The organism is Brevibacterium jeotgali, assembly GCF_900169175.1.
In the GTDB taxonomy this organism is placed as follows: domain Bacteria; phylum Actinomycetota; class Actinomycetes; order Actinomycetales; family Brevibacteriaceae; genus Brevibacterium; species Brevibacterium jeotgali.
Map to the genome: position 1 here is coordinate 195790 of NZ_FXZM01000001.1, position 17581 is coordinate 213370.

The 17581-nt window shown below is 70.8% G+C and carries 15 protein-coding genes; 4 read left to right on the forward strand and 11 right to left on the reverse strand.

Annotated elements, in window-relative coordinates; all coding sequences use genetic code 11:
* Positions 1-96 precede the first annotated feature (96 nt).
* Entirely contained in the window at positions 97-1770 is a 1674-nt protein-coding gene (locus tag BJEO58_RS00955; protein WP_246075934.1) for a methyltransferase, read from the reverse strand.
* A gap of 122 nt (positions 1771-1892) precedes the next feature.
* On the opposite strand from BJEO58_RS00955, the gene BJEO58_RS00960 reads away from it, so the two are divergent.
* The 4 genes from BJEO58_RS00960 to sftH all read left to right on the forward strand — a co-directional run bounded on the left by BJEO58_RS00960 (position 1893) and on the right by sftH (position 7219).
* Positions 1893-2606 carry a hypothetical protein gene (locus tag BJEO58_RS00960; protein ID WP_144573799.1) on the forward strand — a complete coding sequence of 238 codons (714 nt, stop codon included), beginning with the start codon at positions 1893-1895 and terminating at the stop codon, positions 2604-2606.
* 167 nt (positions 2607-2773) lie between these two features.
* The gene (locus BJEO58_RS00965) at positions 2774-3373 is read left to right on the forward strand and encodes a copper chaperone PCu(A)C (RefSeq protein ID WP_180951775.1); all 600 of its coding nucleotides are present in this window, start codon (positions 2774-2776) and stop codon (positions 3371-3373) included.
* Complete coding sequence (locus BJEO58_RS00970) at positions 3370-4566, forward strand: Dyp-type peroxidase (protein ID WP_101586924.1); 1197 nt, start codon at positions 3370-3372, stop codon at positions 4564-4566. Before BJEO58_RS00965 ends, BJEO58_RS00970 begins: the two co-directional genes overlap by 4 nt.
* A gap of 163 nt (positions 4567-4729) precedes the next feature.
* Entirely contained in the window at positions 4730-7219 is a 2490-nt protein-coding gene (sftH, locus tag BJEO58_RS00975) for a DEAD/DEAH box helicase (RefSeq protein WP_101586925.1), read from the forward strand.
* Between the two features lie 11 nt (positions 7220-7230).
* Here the strand turns inward: sftH and BJEO58_RS00980 are convergent, their stop codons facing one another.
* The 10 genes from BJEO58_RS00980 to BJEO58_RS01025 form a co-directional block, all read right to left on the reverse strand.
* Positions 7231-9141, reverse strand: coding sequence for a heavy metal translocating P-type ATPase (locus BJEO58_RS00980; RefSeq protein WP_101586927.1), 1911 nt, complete (start codon positions 9139-9141; stop codon positions 7231-7233).
* Complete coding sequence (cmtR, locus tag BJEO58_RS00985; protein WP_101586929.1) at positions 9138-9500, reverse strand: Cd(II)/Pb(II)-sensing metalloregulatory transcriptional regulator CmtR; 363 nt, start codon at positions 9498-9500, stop codon at positions 9138-9140. Before cmtR ends, BJEO58_RS00980 begins: the two co-directional genes overlap by 4 nt.
* A 47-nt stretch (positions 9501-9547) precedes the next feature.
* On the reverse strand, positions 9548-10003 hold the full coding sequence (locus BJEO58_RS00990; RefSeq protein WP_101586931.1) for an Rv3654c family TadE-like protein: 456 nt from the start codon (positions 10001-10003) through the stop codon (positions 9548-9550).
* 1 nt (position 10004) lies between these two features.
* Positions 10005-10355: a TadE family protein gene (locus tag BJEO58_RS00995; RefSeq protein ID WP_101586933.1), complete on the reverse strand. Its 351-nt coding sequence runs from the start codon at positions 10353-10355 to the stop codon at positions 10005-10007.
* A gap of 1 nt (position 10356) precedes the next feature.
* Positions 10357-10635, reverse strand: coding sequence for a DUF4244 domain-containing protein (locus tag BJEO58_RS01000; RefSeq protein ID WP_101586935.1), 279 nt, complete (start codon positions 10633-10635; stop codon positions 10357-10359).
* A 272-nt stretch (positions 10636-10907) separates the two neighbouring features.
* Positions 10908-11513, reverse strand: coding sequence for a type II secretion system F family protein (locus BJEO58_RS01005; RefSeq protein ID WP_101586937.1), 606 nt, complete (start codon positions 11511-11513; stop codon positions 10908-10910).
* Complete coding sequence (locus tag BJEO58_RS01010; RefSeq protein WP_101586939.1) at positions 11510-12256, reverse strand: type II secretion system F family protein; 747 nt, start codon at positions 12254-12256, stop codon at positions 11510-11512. The genes BJEO58_RS01005 and BJEO58_RS01010 overlap by 4 nt, the downstream gene beginning before the upstream one ends.
* Positions 12253-13572, reverse strand: a complete 1320-nt coding sequence (locus BJEO58_RS01015; RefSeq protein WP_101586941.1) for a TadA family conjugal transfer-associated ATPase — start codon at positions 13570-13572, stop codon at positions 12253-12255. Before BJEO58_RS01015 ends, BJEO58_RS01010 begins: the two co-directional genes overlap by 4 nt.
* On the reverse strand, positions 13569-14681 hold the full coding sequence (ssd, locus tag BJEO58_RS01020; RefSeq protein ID WP_246075933.1) for a septum site-determining protein Ssd: 1113 nt from the start codon (positions 14679-14681) through the stop codon (positions 13569-13571). Before ssd ends, BJEO58_RS01015 begins: the two co-directional genes overlap by 4 nt.
* 184 nt (positions 14682-14865) lie before the next feature.
* The gene (locus BJEO58_RS01025; protein WP_101586944.1) at positions 14866-17412 is read right to left on the reverse strand and encodes a hypothetical protein; all 2547 of its coding nucleotides are present in this window, start codon (positions 17410-17412) and stop codon (positions 14866-14868) included.
* Between the last annotated feature and the right edge of the window lie 169 nt (positions 17413-17581).

The window sequence follows — 17581 nt, forward strand, 5'->3', positions numbered from 1 at the left end:
TCACCTGCTCTCATCCGCATGCTTTCGGGCACGGCGAATCGTTCCGCGGTCGGATGTGTGCACAATGTAGCACCAGCCGCCTGCTGCGTATTCCTGTCAGTCCGTCACTGGGACGATCACTCCCGCCGGGACGAGCGTGCGGACCTGGTCGAGGAGCTGGGTGGTGAGAGCCGATTCGTCGACGGCCAGCAGCTGGGCGAGCGCTGCGGAGATCTGCCCCATCGTGAGCGTCCCGTCGCACACTCCCAGGAAGCCGGCGAGCGCAGGATCGGCGTGGAATGTCTGTGCGAGGCCTCCGCCCTGTTCGAGGGTGATCATCGTGGGATCGTCCGCGCCGGGGCGCAGGTGACGATGCTCGGTGACGTCGGGGGACAGCTGGTAGACGGTTCCGGCCAGCTCCGCGTCATCGGCCTCCTGCAGCCACTCGAGCAGCGCGATGCGGGCGGCGAGGAACGCTGCCAGCCCTGCAGGGTTCGCCCCCGGTCCGGAATCGATCCGGGCGAAGTCGCGCACGGCGGCATGAGCTGAGGCTGCGCGATGGAGGACGACCCAGCCGAATCCCACCTCCTCGACGCCGCGGTCCTCCAGATCGGTGAGCCAGCGGTCGACGTCCGCGTGCCAGCGGGCCGACGCCCGGGCGATCCCGCCGTCGCGGATCCAGGTTCGCGCGTACGCCGCAGGGCGCATGCGCTGCCGTTCGATCACCGTCGCCGAGGTCCCTCGCGCTTCCGAGCCTCCGCGCACCCAGGCGGTGGGCGGCTCACGATCGGGCCCGTGCTCCCAGTTGCCGAGCATGACGGCCGTGCCGTCGTCCCGCAGGTGCGCGGGGGCTCCCGACACCATCGCCCGCATGATCGCGTCCCCGGCCAGTCCGCCGTCGCGGTACCCGTAGGAGCGCGCAGCGTCCTCCCCCGGCGCCCCCTCCGACCTGGGGGTGATGACGAACGGCGGGTTCGAGACGAGCAGGTCGACCCTCTCCGGCAGGGGTTCGAAGAGCGATCCGTGGCGGAGTTCGACGCGGTCCGCGACTCCCGCGAGCCCGACCGTGAGGCGGGCGATGGCGAGTGCGCGCTGCGAGAGATCCGTCGCGATCACGCGGTCTGCGTGGCGAGCCAGGAGGACCGCCTGGATCCCGCATCCGGTGCCGATGTCCGCCGCGAGCTCGACGGGACCGCGCGGAGTGAGGTCGAGGAGTGTCCGTCCCGCGCCGCCGTAGCCCAGCACGTAGTCTCCGTCGAGGGCGTCCGGGCGGGTGAGGGTGCCGTGGTCGGCGAAGAGGCGGAGCGTGTCGTCGCCGGGTGTCAGACCTCGGGGCACGCCCAGCGGCAGCGGGTGCGCGGTGAGGGCGAGGACGGAGCGGAGCAGACCGGGGGTCTCCTCGTTCCCTTCCACCAGGAGTCCTTCGGCGCCCAGCGTCGCGACCAGATCGCTGCCCAGCGCCGCCGCCGCGGCGTCCACCTCCACAGGGGTGTCCAGGAGGAAGAGGAGCGCGATCGCGGCGAGCGCACGATCGCGGGCGGGGACCGCCTCGGCGCCGGGGCGGTCCTGTGCCCGGCCTCCGACCCCGTCAGCTGTCCTCGGACAGGCTCCGAGCAGACGCAGGCAGTGCCGGCGGGCGGGCGCCGGATCGTTCGCGTCGAGTGCTGCGTCGACGTCCGTCCCCCACAGTCCTCGCAGCGCAGCGGGAGTGTAGTGCGCGCGGGTGAGCGCTGCGGCGAGCAGATCGATCGCTGCCGATGAGAGCACCGGTACGGGCGGAAGAGAAGTCACCGGACCATCGTAGGTGCGCGTCGTCTCCTCCCGCCTCATCCGACTCGTCCGTCTGGTGAGCCGGAGTGTCCGCACTGCGGTCCGCATGGATGCGATGCAGAGAGCCTGCGACGATGGTCGAGATGTCCAGCACCGACGCCCCCGTCCTCGACGACGCGCGGGCGAATCACACGCGTCTGCTGCGCGGAGTCGCCGCCGGGTTCTTCGCGACCTTCGTCGCGCTCTTCTCCCACATCGCGGGCGGCGGTCAGTCCCCCACTCCCCTGGGGGTCGGTGTCCCGCTGCTCTTCGCCGTCTTCGTGTGTGTCGTACTCGGTGGGCGGAAGGCATCGCTGGTGCGGCTCAGTGCGTCTGTGGGCATCAGCCAGACCGTCTTCCACTGGATCTTCGAAGCGGCCTCACGTGCCCCGAGCGGAGCCGTCGGAACGACCGCCGCCGATGCAGCCGGCGCGTCCGCGGCACAGCTCGCCCTGCACGCGAACCACGTGGGCGGTGTGCCGAGCGGCTTCGCCTCAGCGGTCACCGGAGCAGGCGCCTCCCACCACGCTGCGCACGGCGATGGCGCGATGACGGCGGCCCACATCGTCGCCGCGGCTGTGACGATCGCAGTGCTCTATCGGTCCGAAGTCGTCCTGCGGGCGCTTGCGGGACTGCTGCGGATGGTCGGGAGCACATTCGCCCCGCTGCGGCGTCTGCTCACCGACACCGCGATGATCACGTCGCCGCGGCTCCACCTGGGCACTGGCTGCGAGGTCGACACGCCCGCATCGCTGGGTGTCATCCGGTCGACGCGACTTGATCGCGGCCCCCCGGCGGGCGTCCTCGCCCACGCCTGAGCACTGGACCACTCCGGTCGACATGGACCCTGGTCCTGCAGGGCACTCAGGGCCTTCGCGGGCCTCCGTGGGCTCACCGATCCCCTCCTTCTCCACCGGGCCGCACGGCCCGCGCGTCGTCGATGCTTCGCGCCGCCGTGCGCCCGCACACACGAAAGGCGCGAACCATGCGCATCCAGAAGACTGCTGTCCTGCTGTCCTCCACCGCCGCTGCCGCACTCGTCCTCGTCACCGGCTGCAGTGCGAGCGGCGACGGCTCCGATTCCACCGGTGACGCTTCCTCGACCGTCACCGTCGAAGACCCCTGGGTCAAGGCCGCCGACGAGGGAATGACCTCCTCGTTCGGACTCGTCGAGAACGCGGGAGAGGCGGACGTCACCCTTGTGGCGGTCGAATCGGCGATCGCCGAGGACATCGAGCTGCACCAGACCTCCGACGACGGCTCCGGCGCGATGTCGATGGAGGAGAAGCAGGGCGGCTTCACGATCACGGCCGGCGACTCCCTCGACCTGGCACCCGGTGGAGACCACATCATGTTCATGGACATCGACGGGCCGCTGCAGGCCGGAGACACGGTGGATCTCACCCTCGTCTTCTCCGATGACTCGCGCCTGGACTACGAGGCGTCGATCCGGGACTTCGCGGGCGCCGACGAGTCCTACGGCGACGAGGAGTCGCACGGCCACGAAGGTCACGAGGACCACGACGGCCAGGAGTCCGAGGACGACCACGCCGACCACGACCTCGGCGACGGTGATGACTCATGACCGCCCTGAGCAGACGGGGGATGCTGCTGGGAGGTGCGGCAGCCGGAGCCGGCTTCGCCGCGCTCACCGCGTGCACGCCGCGCCCCGACGAGCAGCTGGAGGACGCCCTCCTGGACGTCGGGTCGGACACCGTCCCGTTCTTCGGCGAGCATCAGGCGGGGATCGCGACGAAGCCGCAGGCGTTCGCGACGTTCGCAGCACTCACACTGCGGGACGACGCGGATGCGGACGCGATTCGGCGGATGCTGCAGGTGCTCACGGACGACGCGTCGAGGCTCACCCAGGGCCGGGGCGCGCTCGCGGACACTGAGCCCGAGCTCGCTGTGACGCCCGCCCGGCTCACGGTGACACTGGGGTTCGGTCCCGCGCTGGTCCGCCGGGTCGCGGGCGCATCGGCCGTGCCGACATGGCTGAAGCCGCTGCCCGCGTTCGGGATCGACGAGCTCGAGGACCGGTGGACCGGAGGCGACCTGCTGCTCCACGTCGCAGCCGATGACCAGGTCACCGTCGCCCACGCCGTGCGCATGCTGCTGAAGACGGCGCGGGCGACCGCTGTGCCGACGTGGCGGCAGTCCGGGTTCCGCCGATCGCGGGGCTCAGAAGAGCCGGGCACCACGATGCGGAATCTCTTCGGTCAGGTCGACGGGACGGTCAACCTGCGTCCGGGCGACGACGACTTCGCGTCCGGCGTCTGGAGCGAGGAGGGGTGGCTGAAGGGCGGCACATCCTGCGTGCTGCGCCGGATCCGGATGGATCTGGACGGCTGGGACCGCTTGGACACCCCGGGGAGGGACCAGGCGATGGGACGGCGGCAGTCCGACGGGGCGCCGCTGACCGGCGAGCACGAGTTCGACGAACCGGACTTCGAGGCGATGGGGCCGCACGGGTTCCCCGTCATCCCGGACTTCTCCCACATCGCCCGCGCTCGCGGTGACGACCCGCGGCCCACCATGCTGCGTCGCAGCTACAACTACGACGACGACACGGTGGGCGCACGTGACGGGGAGATCACCGATGCAGGGCTTCTGTTCCTCGCCTACCAGCGCGATGTCGACGAAGGATTCGTCCCGGTGCAGCGGAGACTCGACGAACTGGACCTCCTCAACCAGTGGACGACTCCCGTGGGCTCCGCGGTCTTCGCAATACCGCCCGGGTGTCAGGAGGGTGGCTTCATCGGCGACACGCTGTTCTGAGGAGCCGGCTCACGGGTGACCGCCTGCCCGCGACCTGCAGACGATCCTGCAGGTCGCGGGCAGCGGAGGGACTGGGAACCCAGGTGGCGTGCCGTTCGCGGCACTCGGGGTCTCGACGTGTCGGATCGGATTCCCTGCGAGGAGGAGTCCCTACGATGGGCCCATGACCTCGGAGCTCTTCGACATCCTCACCCGGTTCGGCGACCGCGTCGACCGTGTGACCCATGTCGAACGGCTGCCCGCCCGCCCCGGCCGTACGACGGACTGGCCCGCATGGCTGGACCCCGCGGTGCACGACGCATTCGTGACCGCCGGCATCGAGCGACCCTACGAGCATCAGGTGGAGACCGCGGACATCGCCCGGGCCGGCGAGAACGTCATCGTCGCGACCGGCACGGCGTCGGGCAAGTCCCTGGGCTACCTCATGCCGGTGCTCGACGCCGCGTTCCGCGGAACGGCCGCGCCCAGCGGCCGCGGGTCGACGACGCTCTACCTCTCACCGACGAAGGCGCTCGCGGCAGACCAGCTGACCTCCCTGCGCGAGCTCGTCCTCAAGGGTCTGCGTCCGACCACCTACGACGGAGACACGCCCCGGGCGGACCGTGACTGGGCACGCCGTCACGCGAACCTGATCCTCACCAATCCGGACATGCTCCACCGCTCGATGCTGCCCGGCCACGAACGGTTCTCCTCCGTCCTCAAGCGCCTGGACTACGTCGTCGTGGACGAGGCCCACCGCTACCGAGGGGTGTTCGGCTCGCACGTCTCCCTCATCCTCCGCCGGCTGCTGCGCGTGGCGCGACACTACGGCGCCTCTCCGGTCGTGATCGGTGCATCAGCAACAGCGGGCGACCCCGCCGAGGTCTTCTCCCGCCTCATCGGAGCCCCCGCCCGCGCAGTCGTCGACGACGCCTCACCGCGTGCCGCAGGCCGATTCCTGCTGTGGGAGCCGCCGCTGCTGCCCGGCATCGATCCGGCCGAGCCGCCCGCGATGGCCGGGCAACAGCAGCCGATCGCGGCTCTCACATCCGATCCCGCTCTCGCACCCGATCCGTGGGCGGAGTCCGTACCGGGCGCACGAGGACCAGACGCTCGCGGGCCGGACGCTCGCGGGCCGGAACCACTCTCCTCCCCCGGTTCGTCGGCCGTGACCGAGGTCCCGGCCACGCAGGTCTCCGAGGCGCGCCGGTCGTCGCTCGCCGAGGCCGCCGACCTCCTCACCGACACCACGTGCGCCGGCAGACGAGCGATCGGCTTCATCGCCTCCCGCCGGGGCGCGGAGGCCCTGGCCTCGATCGTCAAGGACGGGGTCGCCCGCGTGGACGACTCGCTGGTGCGCACGATCGCCGCCTACCGCGGCGGCTACCTGCCCGAAGAGCGCCGCCTGCTGGAGACTGCGCTGCGCAGCGGCCGCCTGCTCACCGTCGCGTCGACCAACGCGCTGGAGCTGGGCATCGACGTATCGGGGCTCGACGCAGTCATCATCGCCGGCTGGCCCGGCACGCTGGCGTCCCTGTGGCAGCAGGCGGGCCGCGCCGGCCGCAGCGGACAGGAGTGGATCGCAGTGCTCGTCGCGCGCGACGACCCGCTCGACACCTACCTCGTCCACCACCCGGAGGCGATCTTCGACACGACCGTGGACGCCGTCGTCATCGACCCGGGGAATCCGTACGTGCTCGCCGGCCACCTGTGCGCAGCCGCAGCCGAGGTCCCCTTCACCGACGACGACTTCCGCCACTTCCCGGACACCGCACCATCCATCGTCGACCAGCTCACGAGCGCGAGGATGCTGCGGCGCCGGCCCAGCGGGTGGTTCTGGTCGAAGGCGGAGAACCCTGCGGACCTCTCTGACATCCGCTCCGGAGGCGGCGGGACCATCCGCCTCGTGGAGCGGGAGACGGGTGCACTGCTGGGCACGGTCGATGATGCGGGAAGTCACCACCAGAGCCATCCGGGGGCGGTGTACGTCCATCAGGGACGCACCTTCGTCGTGGTCGACCTGGATCCGCAGGAGCGGGTGGCCCTCCTCGAGCAGCGCCATATCGACTACACGACGGAATCGCAGTCCGTCACGGAGATCGGGATCCTCAGCACCCGTGCGACGGCCCCGCTGCCGTCCGGTGCTGCGGTGAGCTGGGGCGAGGTCGAGGTGACGTCGCAGGTGACCGGCTACAGGATGCGGCAGGCCGGCAGCGGCACCGTGCTGGGCGAGTACGCTCTCGAGCTGCCGTCGCAGGTCCTCCGCACGACCGCGGTCTGGTGGGCTGCTCCCGACGCGCTCGTCGACGAGGCGGATGTGTCGGCCGGCGATCTGCCCGGTGCCGTGCACGCGGCTGAGCACGCGGCGATCGGGCTGCTCCCCCTGTTCGCCGGGTGCGATCGGTGGGACATCGGCGGCGTGTCGACGGCCCGCCACGCGGACACCGGGGTGGCGACCGTGTTCGTCCACGACGGGCAGCCGGGCGGGGCGGGGTTCGCAGAGCGCGGATTCGAGGCCTTCACCGCGTGGCAGACTGCGACCCGTGAGGCGATCGATGCCTGCGAGTGCGTGAGCGGCTGTCCTTCCTGCGTGCAGTCGCCCAAGTGCGGCAACGGCAACGAACCGCTGGAGAAGGACGCTGCGGCCCGACTGCTGCGCGTCGTCCTGGGCTGACCAGCCCGGCGTCAGCTCGTCGGCTGACCCGGAGCGCGTGTGCGGGCGGCACGCAGTCCGTTGAGGATCACCACCACCTCGGCGAGCTCGTGGACCAGGACGACTGCGGCCAGGCCGAGCACCCCTGTGATCGCCAGCGGCAGGAGCACGACGATGATGAGCAGGGACAGGGCGATGTTCTGATTGATGATGCTGCGGCCCCGCTGAGAGTGGGCGAGAGCCTGCGGGATCAGGCGCAGATCGTCGCCGGTGAAGGCGATGTCGGATGCTTCGATCGCAGCGTCTGACCCGGCGGCGCCCATCGCGATCCCCACGTCTGCGGCGGCGAGCGCCGGGGCATCGTTGATTCCGTCTCCGATCATCGCCGTCGGCCGTGAGCGGGACAGGGAGGTGACCGCGGCGGCCTTGTCCGCCGGCCGCAGCTGCGCCTGCACATCGCTGATGCCGGCCCGGGCGCCCAGCGCGTGGGCGGTGCGCGCGTTGTCGCCGGTCAGCATCGTCACGCCCACTGCCCGGTCTGCGAGGGTCTTGATCACTTCGGGCGCTTCGGGACGCAGGTCGTCGCGGATTCCGATCGCCCCGACCGGGGACTGGCTGCGATGCACGACGACCACTGTCATGCCGTCGTGCTCCAGTGCCTCGACCTGGTCTGCGAGTGCTCCAGGATCCAACCAGCGGGGGCTGCCCACTGTGATGGTGCCCGCGCTGAGGGTTCCCGTGATGCCGTGTCCGGCGGTCTCGGAGACGTCCGTGGCGGCGGTCGCGTCCGGGGCCGCTGCCGTGATCGCCGCCGCCAGAGGGTGGGTGCTGAGCTGTTCGAGACTCGCCGCCCAGGTCAGCACGTCCTCCGACGAGACCTCGGGGGACGTGATCACGCGGGCCGCAGTCGGCTGGTTGCGCGTCAGCGTGCCGGTCTTGTCGATGGCGAGATGCCGGATGCCGCCGAACCGTTCGAAGGCGGCTCCGGATCTGATGACGACGCCGAACCTGCTGGCGGCACCGACCGCGGAGACGACTGTGACCGGCACCGCGATCGCCAGTGCGCACGGGGACGCAGCCACCAGCACGATCAGTGCACGAGTGATCCACTGCTCCGGGTCCCCCAGCAGAGAGCCGAGGAATGCGACGATGGCCGCGAGCACGATCACGCCCGGCACAAGTGGGCGGGCGATCCGATCGGCGAGACGGGCCCGTTCGCCCTTCTCCTCCTGCGCGTGCTCGACCAGCCTCACGATGGTCGTCAGCGAGTTGTCGGTGCCCGCTGCGGTCGCCTCGACCTCCAGCACCCCCGATGTGCTGATCGATCCCGCCAGGACCTGGTCATCGGGCACGACCTCGACCGGGATGGACTCGCCCGTGAGGGCCGAGGTGTCCATGCTGCTGCGCCCACGCCGCACGACGCCATCCGTGGCCAGCCGCTCCCCGGGGCGCACCAGAAGCGTCTGACCGATCTGCAGACGGCTGGCCGGTACGTCACCCGCCGTGCCGTCCTCGATGACGGTCGCGGTCTCGGGCACCAGCGTCAGGAGCGCTCGCAGTCCTGCGCGGGCACGATCCATCGCCTTGTCCTCCAGAGCTTCAGCGATGGAGTACAGGAATGCCAGCGCGGCGGCTTCCTCGATATAGCCGAGGAGAACGGCCCCGACCGCGCTGATCGTCATCAGCAGTCCGATGCCGACCCTGCCCGAGCTGAGAAGCCGGCGCAGCGCGCCCGGTACGAAGGTGGACGCTCCCACCAGAAGACCCGCCCAGAACAGCACACGCGCCGCCATGCCGGCCCCGGACCATCCACAGATCAGACCTGCCAGGAACGCGACGCCGGAGGCGACGGGGACCCAGACGGAGCGATCCTTCCACCACGGCACGTCGACATCGCCCGCAGACACGGCCTGCTCGGCCGGCGCGCAGCAGACCGCGTTCATGCCGAACCCTCCGCCGTGTGGCAGCAGCCCAGGACAGAGCAGCCGGGATCGATGCACGGCGCGTCGACATCGACAGCAAGCGTCACCTCGACCAGCGCGTTCAACGCCCGGGTCAGATGCGGATCCGCAATCTCATAGCGCGTCTGGCGCCCTTCCATCTGTGCGACCACGATCCCGCAATCACGCAGGCAGGTCAGATGGTTCGACACATTCGGGCGGGTGAGGTCGAGGTCTCGTGCCAGCTGAGACGGATAGCTCGGCCGTGCCAGCAGCGCGAGAAGGACCCGCGACCTCGTGGGATCGGCCATCGCACGGCCAAGACGATTCATCACGCCAAGGCGATCAACAATGGTCAGCATACGGTGAACTATACAGCGACCGATGAATCATTGGGCGATCGCGACGGTCACTCAGCGCGACCTGCGACTGCTGTCGCCTCCACCGTGAGGTCATCGTCCGTCCCGGGGATCCGGATACCCAGGGGCGCTTCGACCGTCACGGTCGCCGTTCCCAGGTCCGGGCGCGTGATGCATTCGGAGACCCTCGCCCCGTTGCGCTCCGCGACCTCCTCCGCGGTCGCACAGCCGTTCTCGCCCTGCACCTGCACGACGGCGATCGCCGCGAGGTCCGCCGCAGCATCGGCACGCGCCCGGGCATCCAGTCCCTGTCCGATCGTCCCCACCATGAGGGCGAGCGCTGCGGCGGCGCCCGCGATCCCGACTGCCGGGACCGTGCTGGAACCTGCGTCGGAGACCTGGGCGACCGTGCTCCGCCCGGACGCCGGGTCCTGAGCGCTCAGCGACGGTCCTGCACCTTCGGTGCCCGTCCGGATCTGGGTGCCGGCCACGGAATCGGCCGACACGTCAGCTCTCCTTCCGTGCAGTCGCATGGGCGGAGACGGTGTCCGCGACGGGTGCGAGTACGTCTGGCAGCGGCACTTCCACGGTGACCTCCGCGTAGCCGCCGTCCTCAGCGATGAGGACCTGCGCAGAGTCGCCTGCGCGCTTCCGCGCCTCCTCCACGACCGCGGTCCGAGCTTCACCGCGCGCCACTTCTCGCGCCGCGCCCCGCGCGGCATCCATGGCGCGCAGCTGGGTCGCGCCGACAGCACCGGCGCCCACGACGATCCCGATGATGAGGACCAGTGCCGGCATGATCATCGCGAACTCCGCGGCTGCGGCACCCTCGTCGCGCGCGCCGGTGCGTCCCGACATGTCAGGCTCCGCCCAGTCCCAATGCGCCGGTGATGACTCCCGTGATCATCTCCTGGAGCGGATCGCTCTTGAGGACGACGACCAGGAGTGCGGCGAACCCGCACGCCGCGAGCGTCGTGATCGCGTACTCCGCAGTCGTCGCCCCGGTGTCATCGGACAAGCACTCCCGCACCGTTCCCGGCCGGGCCACCACTCCGTCGAGGTGGCCGGCATCCGGCTCCTCCCGTTCGTGCGCACGTCGTTCCGGACCGCTCCTGTCATCACATGGCGTCGTCGTCATGGTGCTCCCCTTCCCTCGGACGGGTCTCATCCCGTCCGTGCTTCCCCAGCACGGGTCTCGTCCCGTCCTGCGACACCGCGGGTCCGTCCCACGGCGACGACGCCCTGGTGGCTGTCGTGCCACGAGCTTCCACGTCGTTCATCGGCGGCAGAAGACCCTGCCCTGTGCTGTGGACGGATCGCATGCGGTCCACAGCGTCGTGTGCGCAGGGACACGTGATGACACACCGCGGCTGTGACGCAGCGCCGCTCCCACGGACACCCGCCGCACCGTCACCGCCCGGTGAGCGCTGGAGCCAGATCGCCGAGGAGCGTGAGGAGGACGGGGACGACTCCCAGGAGCACGAACGCTGGGAGCACGCACACTCCCAGCGGCATGACGAGCATGACGCCCAGGCGCGCCGCTGCGATCTGCCTCCTCCGATGCTCGCGGCGACGCAGCTCGTCCGCGTGCGCCTGCAGCAGCGGTGCCAGCGCGACACCAGTCCGACTGGAGAAGCGGATGACCGCGATGACGGAGGAGAGCTCGGTCCGTTCGCCGCCGGTGTCCTCCGCCAGTCCGAGCCGTGCCGACCGGGCGATATGGGCGAGCCCGGAACGGTCTCCCGACGCCCGCACAGTGTGGTCGAGTGCGCGATCCACCGGCGGCCCCGCCTGCAGGCACACTGCGACGAGATCCAGATCGAACGCCAGATCATCCACGGCAGAAGTCCCCGCGGGGACGTCGCCACCGCTGCGGGGGCTCTGCGGAGTCCGTGTGTCCCGACCCCCACGCGTGCCTGCACCGGTGAGTCGGGCCAAGCGCCTCACCTGCGGGGCACGCGTCAGCAGGAAGACACCGCCCAGTGCCGACGCGACGAGGAGTGCCGCGGCGATCATGTCGCCTGCTCCAGCATCCGCTTCATCCACACCCTCCCGCACGCGAGCAGGACGATGCCTCCTCCGATCGAGGCGAGGCCGACGGGAGAGACCAGCAGCGACCCCAGGTCGGCACCGATGAGCAGCGCGAGCCCCAGCCCTGCGGCGGGCAGCCACGTCAGCACGGTGACGGTGGCCTGCGGTCCCGCGAGCGCGACGACGCGCTCCCGCTCTGCGTCGGCGATCTCACGGCGGCTGTGCGCGTACCGTGTGAGGACGTCGGCAGCGGGGGCTCCGGCCGATTCCGCCACCTCCCACACCGCACCCATCCCCACGAGCACCTCTGCCAGCGTGGGCGGGAGGCCATCCACGTGGCGTGCGATCGCGGTGCGCGGATCGTCTCCCAGGCTCATCGAGCGTGAGACACGGATGAGGACCGCTGCGAGGTCGGGGTCGCTCACCTCCGCCAGCTGCGTCGTGACCGTCGCCGGCGGCATCCCGATGCGCAGCAGGGCAGCCGCCCGGTCGATGACGGCGATCGCTCGATAAGGATCGTTCACGGCCGCAGACGAACTGGGACGCGCATCGGAACCGAGGGTGGACTCAGGCCCGCCTGCCACGTCAGACCCGGTGGGCCGATGCGCATCGCGGGGCCTCTCCCGATGCGGCGACAGGACTGTTCGCAGACGCATCGCGGCGAGGTCCACAGTCACGAGCACGATGCCGAGGACGGCGGCGCCGCAGGCCACGAGGAGAACGATCACCGTCCGTCCTCCTGCTCAATCACAGCGAGTCGAGGCGCCTCTCGTCGTGAGGGGCCGGGACCCGCCGACGGCGGCGAGGCAGGCATCCGCGAGGCATGCGCAGGCGTCGACTCGGACGGTGCAGCCGACCTGGTGGAGAATGTGCGCTGGAGCTGTGCCACCCCCTCCCGCTGGAACCCGGTCGCCCGGTCCCAGACCAGGCGCGTGTGCACGCGATCCTCGACGAGGACGGGAACTGCGACCTCGGCGATCCCACGCTTTCCGGGTCCCGCCCCATCGCGGCGGAGGTGGAGGAGCAGGTCGATCGCGGTGGACGTCTGCGCGTGGACGGCCGCAGCGCTCATCCCGGCGAGCGCTCCCAGGGCCTCGAGTCTGCTGGGGACGGCGGCGGAGGTGTTCGCGTGGACGGTCGCGCACCCGCCCTCGTGTCCGGTGTTGAGTGCGGTGAGCATGTCGCGGACCTCTTCACCGCGCACCTCGCCGACGACCAGGCGATCCGGTCGCATCCTCAGCGCATTGCGGACCAGAGCGGTCATCGGCACGTCCCCGATACCCTCGACGTTCGCCTGCCGAGCCGACAGCTGCACCACGTGGGGGTGGACGACGACGAGTTCGCGGGAGTCCTCCACGAGCAGCAGTCGGTGAGCCTGGTCCGCTGCGGACAGCATCGCTCCCAGCAGAACCGTCTTGCCGGACCCGGTCCCACCGGAGATCAGGAAGTTCGCACGCCGTGCAACGGTCTCCTCGACGAGGGTGACGAGCGCCGCCGGGACGAAGCCGTCACCGATCAGATCAGGCAGCGTGAACGCACGCGGGCGAGGGATCCGGAAGCTGAGGACGGTGACGTCTCCGGACAGCGGCGGGATGACGGCGTTGACCCGGACTCCGTCGGGCATCCGCACATCCACCAGGGGCGACGAATCATCCAGTCGGCGTCCTCCAGAGGCTGCCAGCCGTACAGCCAGTGCCCGGACGTCGGACTCGGCCCCCAGACTCAGCGGCACCTGCTCCAGGCCGGCGCCGAAGTCCGCCCACACGTCGCGGGGGCCGTTGACGAAGACGTCTGTGACGCCCGGCCGGTCGAGCAGCGGCTGCAGGGGGCCCGCTCCCGCCAGCTGTGCGGACAGCCGTGCGACGAGCTCCAGCATCGCGGCGGACCCGAGCACCCGCCCCGACCGGCGCACTGCGGCCGCCACTGCGGAGTCCGTGACCGGTCCCGGGTGATCGAGCAGGTCATCGCGGATCTCTGCGACGAGCGCGGGATCCAACCACCCCGCCTCGCCGAGGCCCGACGACCCCTCGGCGCGAACGGTCATCGCAGCCCCGCCGCCATCCGCTCAGCGAGCCCGGCACCCATCGGAACCGGTTCCCTCCCCGTCTCCGGGACCTCGCGCGCGGGGAACCACTCCTCGACCAGCGCGGCCGCCGTCGCGGTCAGTGACGACCTGCGGGTCGGCAGCGATTCCCCGCGGTCGATGCGGGTCGCGAGTCCCCGCTCCGCCCGCATCCGCGCGGTCAGCGGCAGGCCCACAGCATCCGCGACCTGCTGGGCGGGGATCCCACTCCGCTCGTCCTCTCGCACGATGAGGCCCACCCTGTGGTGACCGGCTCTCAGCCGTCCCGCGACCTGTGCCGCACCGACCGCCGCACGGACTCTCGCAGGGACGACGAGCTGCACATGGTGACAGGCGCGCACCACTCCCCCGGCAGCGTGCCTCGGCAGATCGACGACCACGAAGTCGAATGCCTGCTGCGCCGCACCCAGGACGGTGTCGAACACGTGCCCGGACGTGTCGGCGGCGTCGGTGCGGTCCCACGACAGCACGGCCATGCCGGCGACCCGCGGCAGCGCGTCCACCAGCGTCGACGGTCGGAGGCTTCCCTTCGAGGCGGCGAGCGCGGGCCAGCGGAGGCCTTCGGTCGTCTCCGCCCCGAGCACGAGGTCGATGCCGCCGCCCAGCGGATCTCCGTCGACGAGCACGGTCCGCAGTCCGGTGCGCTGTCCCTCGACCGCCAGTGCCGCGGCGAGCATCGTCGCACCGGCTCCGCCGCATCCCGGGACGATGCCCACAGTCGTCGCGGGCGCCACCGGGGGTTCCACGGCCGAGATCATGCGCTGGACGAGCCACTCTGCGGCAGCGGGCAGGATCGCCACGTGGTCGGCACCGAGCCGGGCGGCGGCGCCGAACGCGTCTGCCGAAGTCCGTGAGGCCGTCGAGGGGTCCTCCACGGCGATGAGCACTGTCGGCGCGGAGATGCCCCCGGGCGGATCGGAGACGTCCTCGCCCAGCAGGACCAGTGCGGCGTCCTGCCACCCGCCCGTCATCGGTGAGGCGACGGCCAGGGTGATGCCGATCCCGTCGGCCAGAGCAGCGCACTGGTCGACGAGACTGGGCAGCTGCGTGAGGAGCGCGATCCGAGACATGCGCCCACTCTGGGCGACGTCGGGCGCAAGCGGAACCGCGCGTTCCCACCTGTGGACGGAGGGGCTCCTCATCGACGTCCTGTGACCTCGAGTGAGGCTCCGACACCCGCCGAAGCGCACGCACCCGCCCGGCGCCGGGCCGGACGGGTGCGTGGTGGGACTGCTGAGTATCAGCTGTGACGGATCAGCCGCGGATGATGCCTTCGACGTTGTTGAGGTAGCCCTCCTGGCCGTGGGCATCGCGGACCTTGAAGAACGAACCGTGATCCTCCAGCGCGAGGAACCATTCGTTCGGCGTGACCGTGAAGATCTCCTGACCGGTGACGGGATCGACCGCCGGGCGGGGCTCCGTCACCGCGAACCAGAACATCTGCGACACGACCGGCTTGAACGCCTGGGTCGGCTCGCCCTGCGTCGCGTCGTACGTGGGTGCGGGGGCCCCCTCCTCAGCAGGTGCGCTGCTGTCACCGCCCATGCGGAACCACTGAGTCGGTTCGTTCTCCGAACCGCCCTGCTCCTCGCCGCGGAAGTGGCCTGCGGGAGCGTCGGCCGCAGCCGAACCTTCCCGGGGGTCACGGTCCGCAGGCGTCTGGGCCGAGGCCGCCGGCTGCTCAGCGGGTTCCGCATCCGTCCCGGCATCGCCGGCGTGGTCGGTCGCACCCTGCTCGGTCGGTTCGGCTTCGGATGCCGCAGGCTCGACCGGAATCGCAGTCTCCTGCGCTGCGGCGATGTCCGCCGCATCAGGCTCGTGGAGTCCTGTTCCTTCGGCCTCGTGCGTGTCGTCGCCGTCTGAGAGTGCCGCGCCGCCGGCGACAGCTGCGCCGCCCGCAACGGCACCACCGGCTGCAGCACCGAACATGGAGCCGGAGCGCTCCTGCCGGCCCTCGGCCGCGGGTGCGTCCGCACCGGGGGACGAATCGGCGTACTCGGCCGCCCGGGCCTCCGGCGCGACGTGCTCGGGGGCAGGTGCCTCCGGCGCGACGACGGGCTGATCGTCAGCAGTGTCAGCAGGTTCCGCCGTCCACGCCGACTGCGACGCGACGAAGGGGTGACCCGCCTCATCGGGTGCGCCATTCCGCACAGCGCCGTCGGCGCGCGGGGTGTCCTCGGCAGATGCGCCTTCGGGCGCCGTCCAGCTTTCGGCTGCGGGAACGGAGTGCTCTGCGTTCCGAGCATCGGCAGCAGCCGTCTGCTCACCCGAGGCGGTCTCCGACTGCGGAGTCGGTTCGGGCTCGCCGAACGCTCCCGCCCCGAATGCTCCGGCGGCGAACGCCTGGGTCGGCTCGGACTGGGCGAACGCGGGAGACGTCGCGTTCTCTGCACCCAGATACGCCTGCCCGTCTGCCGTGCTCTGATCGGGCTCCGGGTCCTGGTGGTACGCGGCGGACTGCCCGTCATAGGCTGTCGACCCCGCAGCTGCATGGCCTCCGAGGACGTCGGCCTGTGCTGCGCCCTGCTCCGTGTGCGGGGCGGGCTGGCTCTGGAAGCTCTGGGGCTGCGCTGCATACGGATCGCCGTAGGCGTGGCCCTGTGACCCGTAGGCCTGCCCCTGTGACCCGTAGGCGTGGCCCTGTGACCCGTACTGCTGTGCGGTGGGATCGTAGGGAGCAGCACCGCCGTACGGCTGGCCCTGCGAACCATAGGCCTGACCCTGCGACCCGTAGGCCTGACCCTGTGCGCCAGCGGCGCCGTACATGGCAGCACCTCCGGCAGCCGCGCCGCCCATAGCGGCACCGGCGTGCCCCATTCCTGCGTGCTGCTGCGATCCGTACTGCTGGGAGGCGACACCGGAGGCTGCGCGCGCCTTGGGGTGCGTCTGCATCTCCGGCAGCGTGGTGAACTCGGCTGCGAGGAACGGCAGGAACGTGAAGACGCCGAAGAAGAAGGCGATGAGCGCGGCGACGAAGACGAGCCACGCGCCCACGTGCAGCATCGGCGCACCGGTGAACACGTTGATGATGTTCGCGGTGAACGCGACGGAGGTCAGGACCGACGTCACCTGCGCGATGCTCAGCGAACCGAGCCGCGAGGGGAATCCGGAGACCGTCTTGTGGAGAAGCGTGAGAACGCCCGCGACGATGAGCGGCAGGATCCCGAGGAACACCATGCCCATGCCCCAGAACGACCAGGAGAACACGGTGGACGCCCCGTAGCCCATGCTGAGGCCGCCGAAGCGGAAGAAGGGCGTCACCATGCCGATGAAGGCGAGCAGTGCGGCGACCAGGAGCATGAGATCGCGCAGGCTCAGCGGCCCCAGCAGACTTCCCGGCCGGGCTGGGGAACCGGAACCGCCATGCGCATTCCGCATCGGTGCACCCTGCGGATTCGGTGCACCCTGCGGAGCCGGAGCGTGAGCAGCCGGACCGGAGCCGTGCGCACCCGGCATCGATCCGTACTGCTGCGCGTAGGGGTCGTACCCCGGGCCCGTCTGCATCGGCTGGCCCTGCGAACCATAGGCCTGTTCGGGAGCGCCGTAGCCCGGCCCCTGAGAACCATGGGCCTGCCCCTGCGCAGCGAACTGCTGACCCTGCGAACCGTAGGCCTGCGCAGGAGCACCGTATGGCTGCTGGCCATACTGCTGGCCGTACTGCTCGTACTGCTGCTGGCCGTACTGCTGCGGTGCACCGTAGGCGGGGGCCGCCGCGGAGCCGTACTGCGCGGCGGGCTCCCCACCGGGCTGGCCCCATTCATAGTGGCCCGAGCCCTGCGGGGGCTGATAGGGCGTGCTCATCTCGTCTCCTTCCGAATTCCGCGCGGACAGCACGGAATCGGCACTGTCGTGTGCGCTTCCATCCCCATCATTGCATTGCACTGCTGTCATGCCCCAAGAGCGACGCGACGATCAGACGGTTCCCAGCAGGCTCCCCACCTCAGGTCGCTCAGGCAACTCCTGTGCAACT

Excerpts from the sequence above, each read along its gene's own strand:
- BJEO58_RS00995 (WP_101586933.1), bottom strand. The coding sequence starts at position 10,355 with ATGTCGGGACGCACCGGCGCGCGCGACGAGGGTGCCGCAGCCGCGGAG.
- ssd (WP_246075933.1), bottom strand. The coding sequence starts at position 14,681 with ATGTCTCGGATCGCGCTCCTCACGCAGCTGCCCAGTCTCGTCGACCAG.
- cmtR (WP_101586929.1), bottom strand. The coding sequence starts at position 9,500 with ATGCTGACCATTGTTGATCGCCTTGGCGTGATGAATCGTCTTGGCCGT.
- sftH (WP_101586925.1), top strand. The coding sequence starts at position 4,730 with ATGACCTCGGAGCTCTTCGACATCCTCACCCGGTTCGGCGACCGCGTC.
- BJEO58_RS01000 (WP_101586935.1), bottom strand. The coding sequence starts at position 10,635 with ATGACGACGACGCCATGTGATGACAGGAGCGGTCCGGAACGACGTGCG.
- BJEO58_RS01025 (WP_101586944.1), bottom strand. The coding sequence starts at position 17,412 with ATGAGCACGCCCTATCAGCCCCCGCAGGGCTCGGGCCACTATGAATGG.
- BJEO58_RS00960 (WP_144573799.1), top strand. The coding sequence starts at position 1,893 with ATGTCCAGCACCGACGCCCCCGTCCTCGACGACGCGCGGGCGAATCAC.
- BJEO58_RS00965 (WP_180951775.1), top strand. The coding sequence starts at position 2,774 with ATGCGCATCCAGAAGACTGCTGTCCTGCTGTCCTCCACCGCCGCTGCC.
- BJEO58_RS01015 (WP_101586941.1), bottom strand. The coding sequence starts at position 13,572 with ATGACCGTTCGCGCCGAGGGGTCGTCGGGCCTCGGCGAGGCGGGGTGG.
- BJEO58_RS01005 (WP_101586937.1), bottom strand. The coding sequence starts at position 11,513 with ATGATCGCCGCGGCACTCCTCGTCGCGTCGGCACTGGGCGGTGTCTTC.
- BJEO58_RS00970 (WP_101586924.1), top strand. The coding sequence starts at position 3,370 with ATGACCGCCCTGAGCAGACGGGGGATGCTGCTGGGAGGTGCGGCAGCC.
- BJEO58_RS00980 (WP_101586927.1), bottom strand. The coding sequence starts at position 9,141 with ATGAACGCGGTCTGCTGCGCGCCGGCCGAGCAGGCCGTGTCTGCGGGC.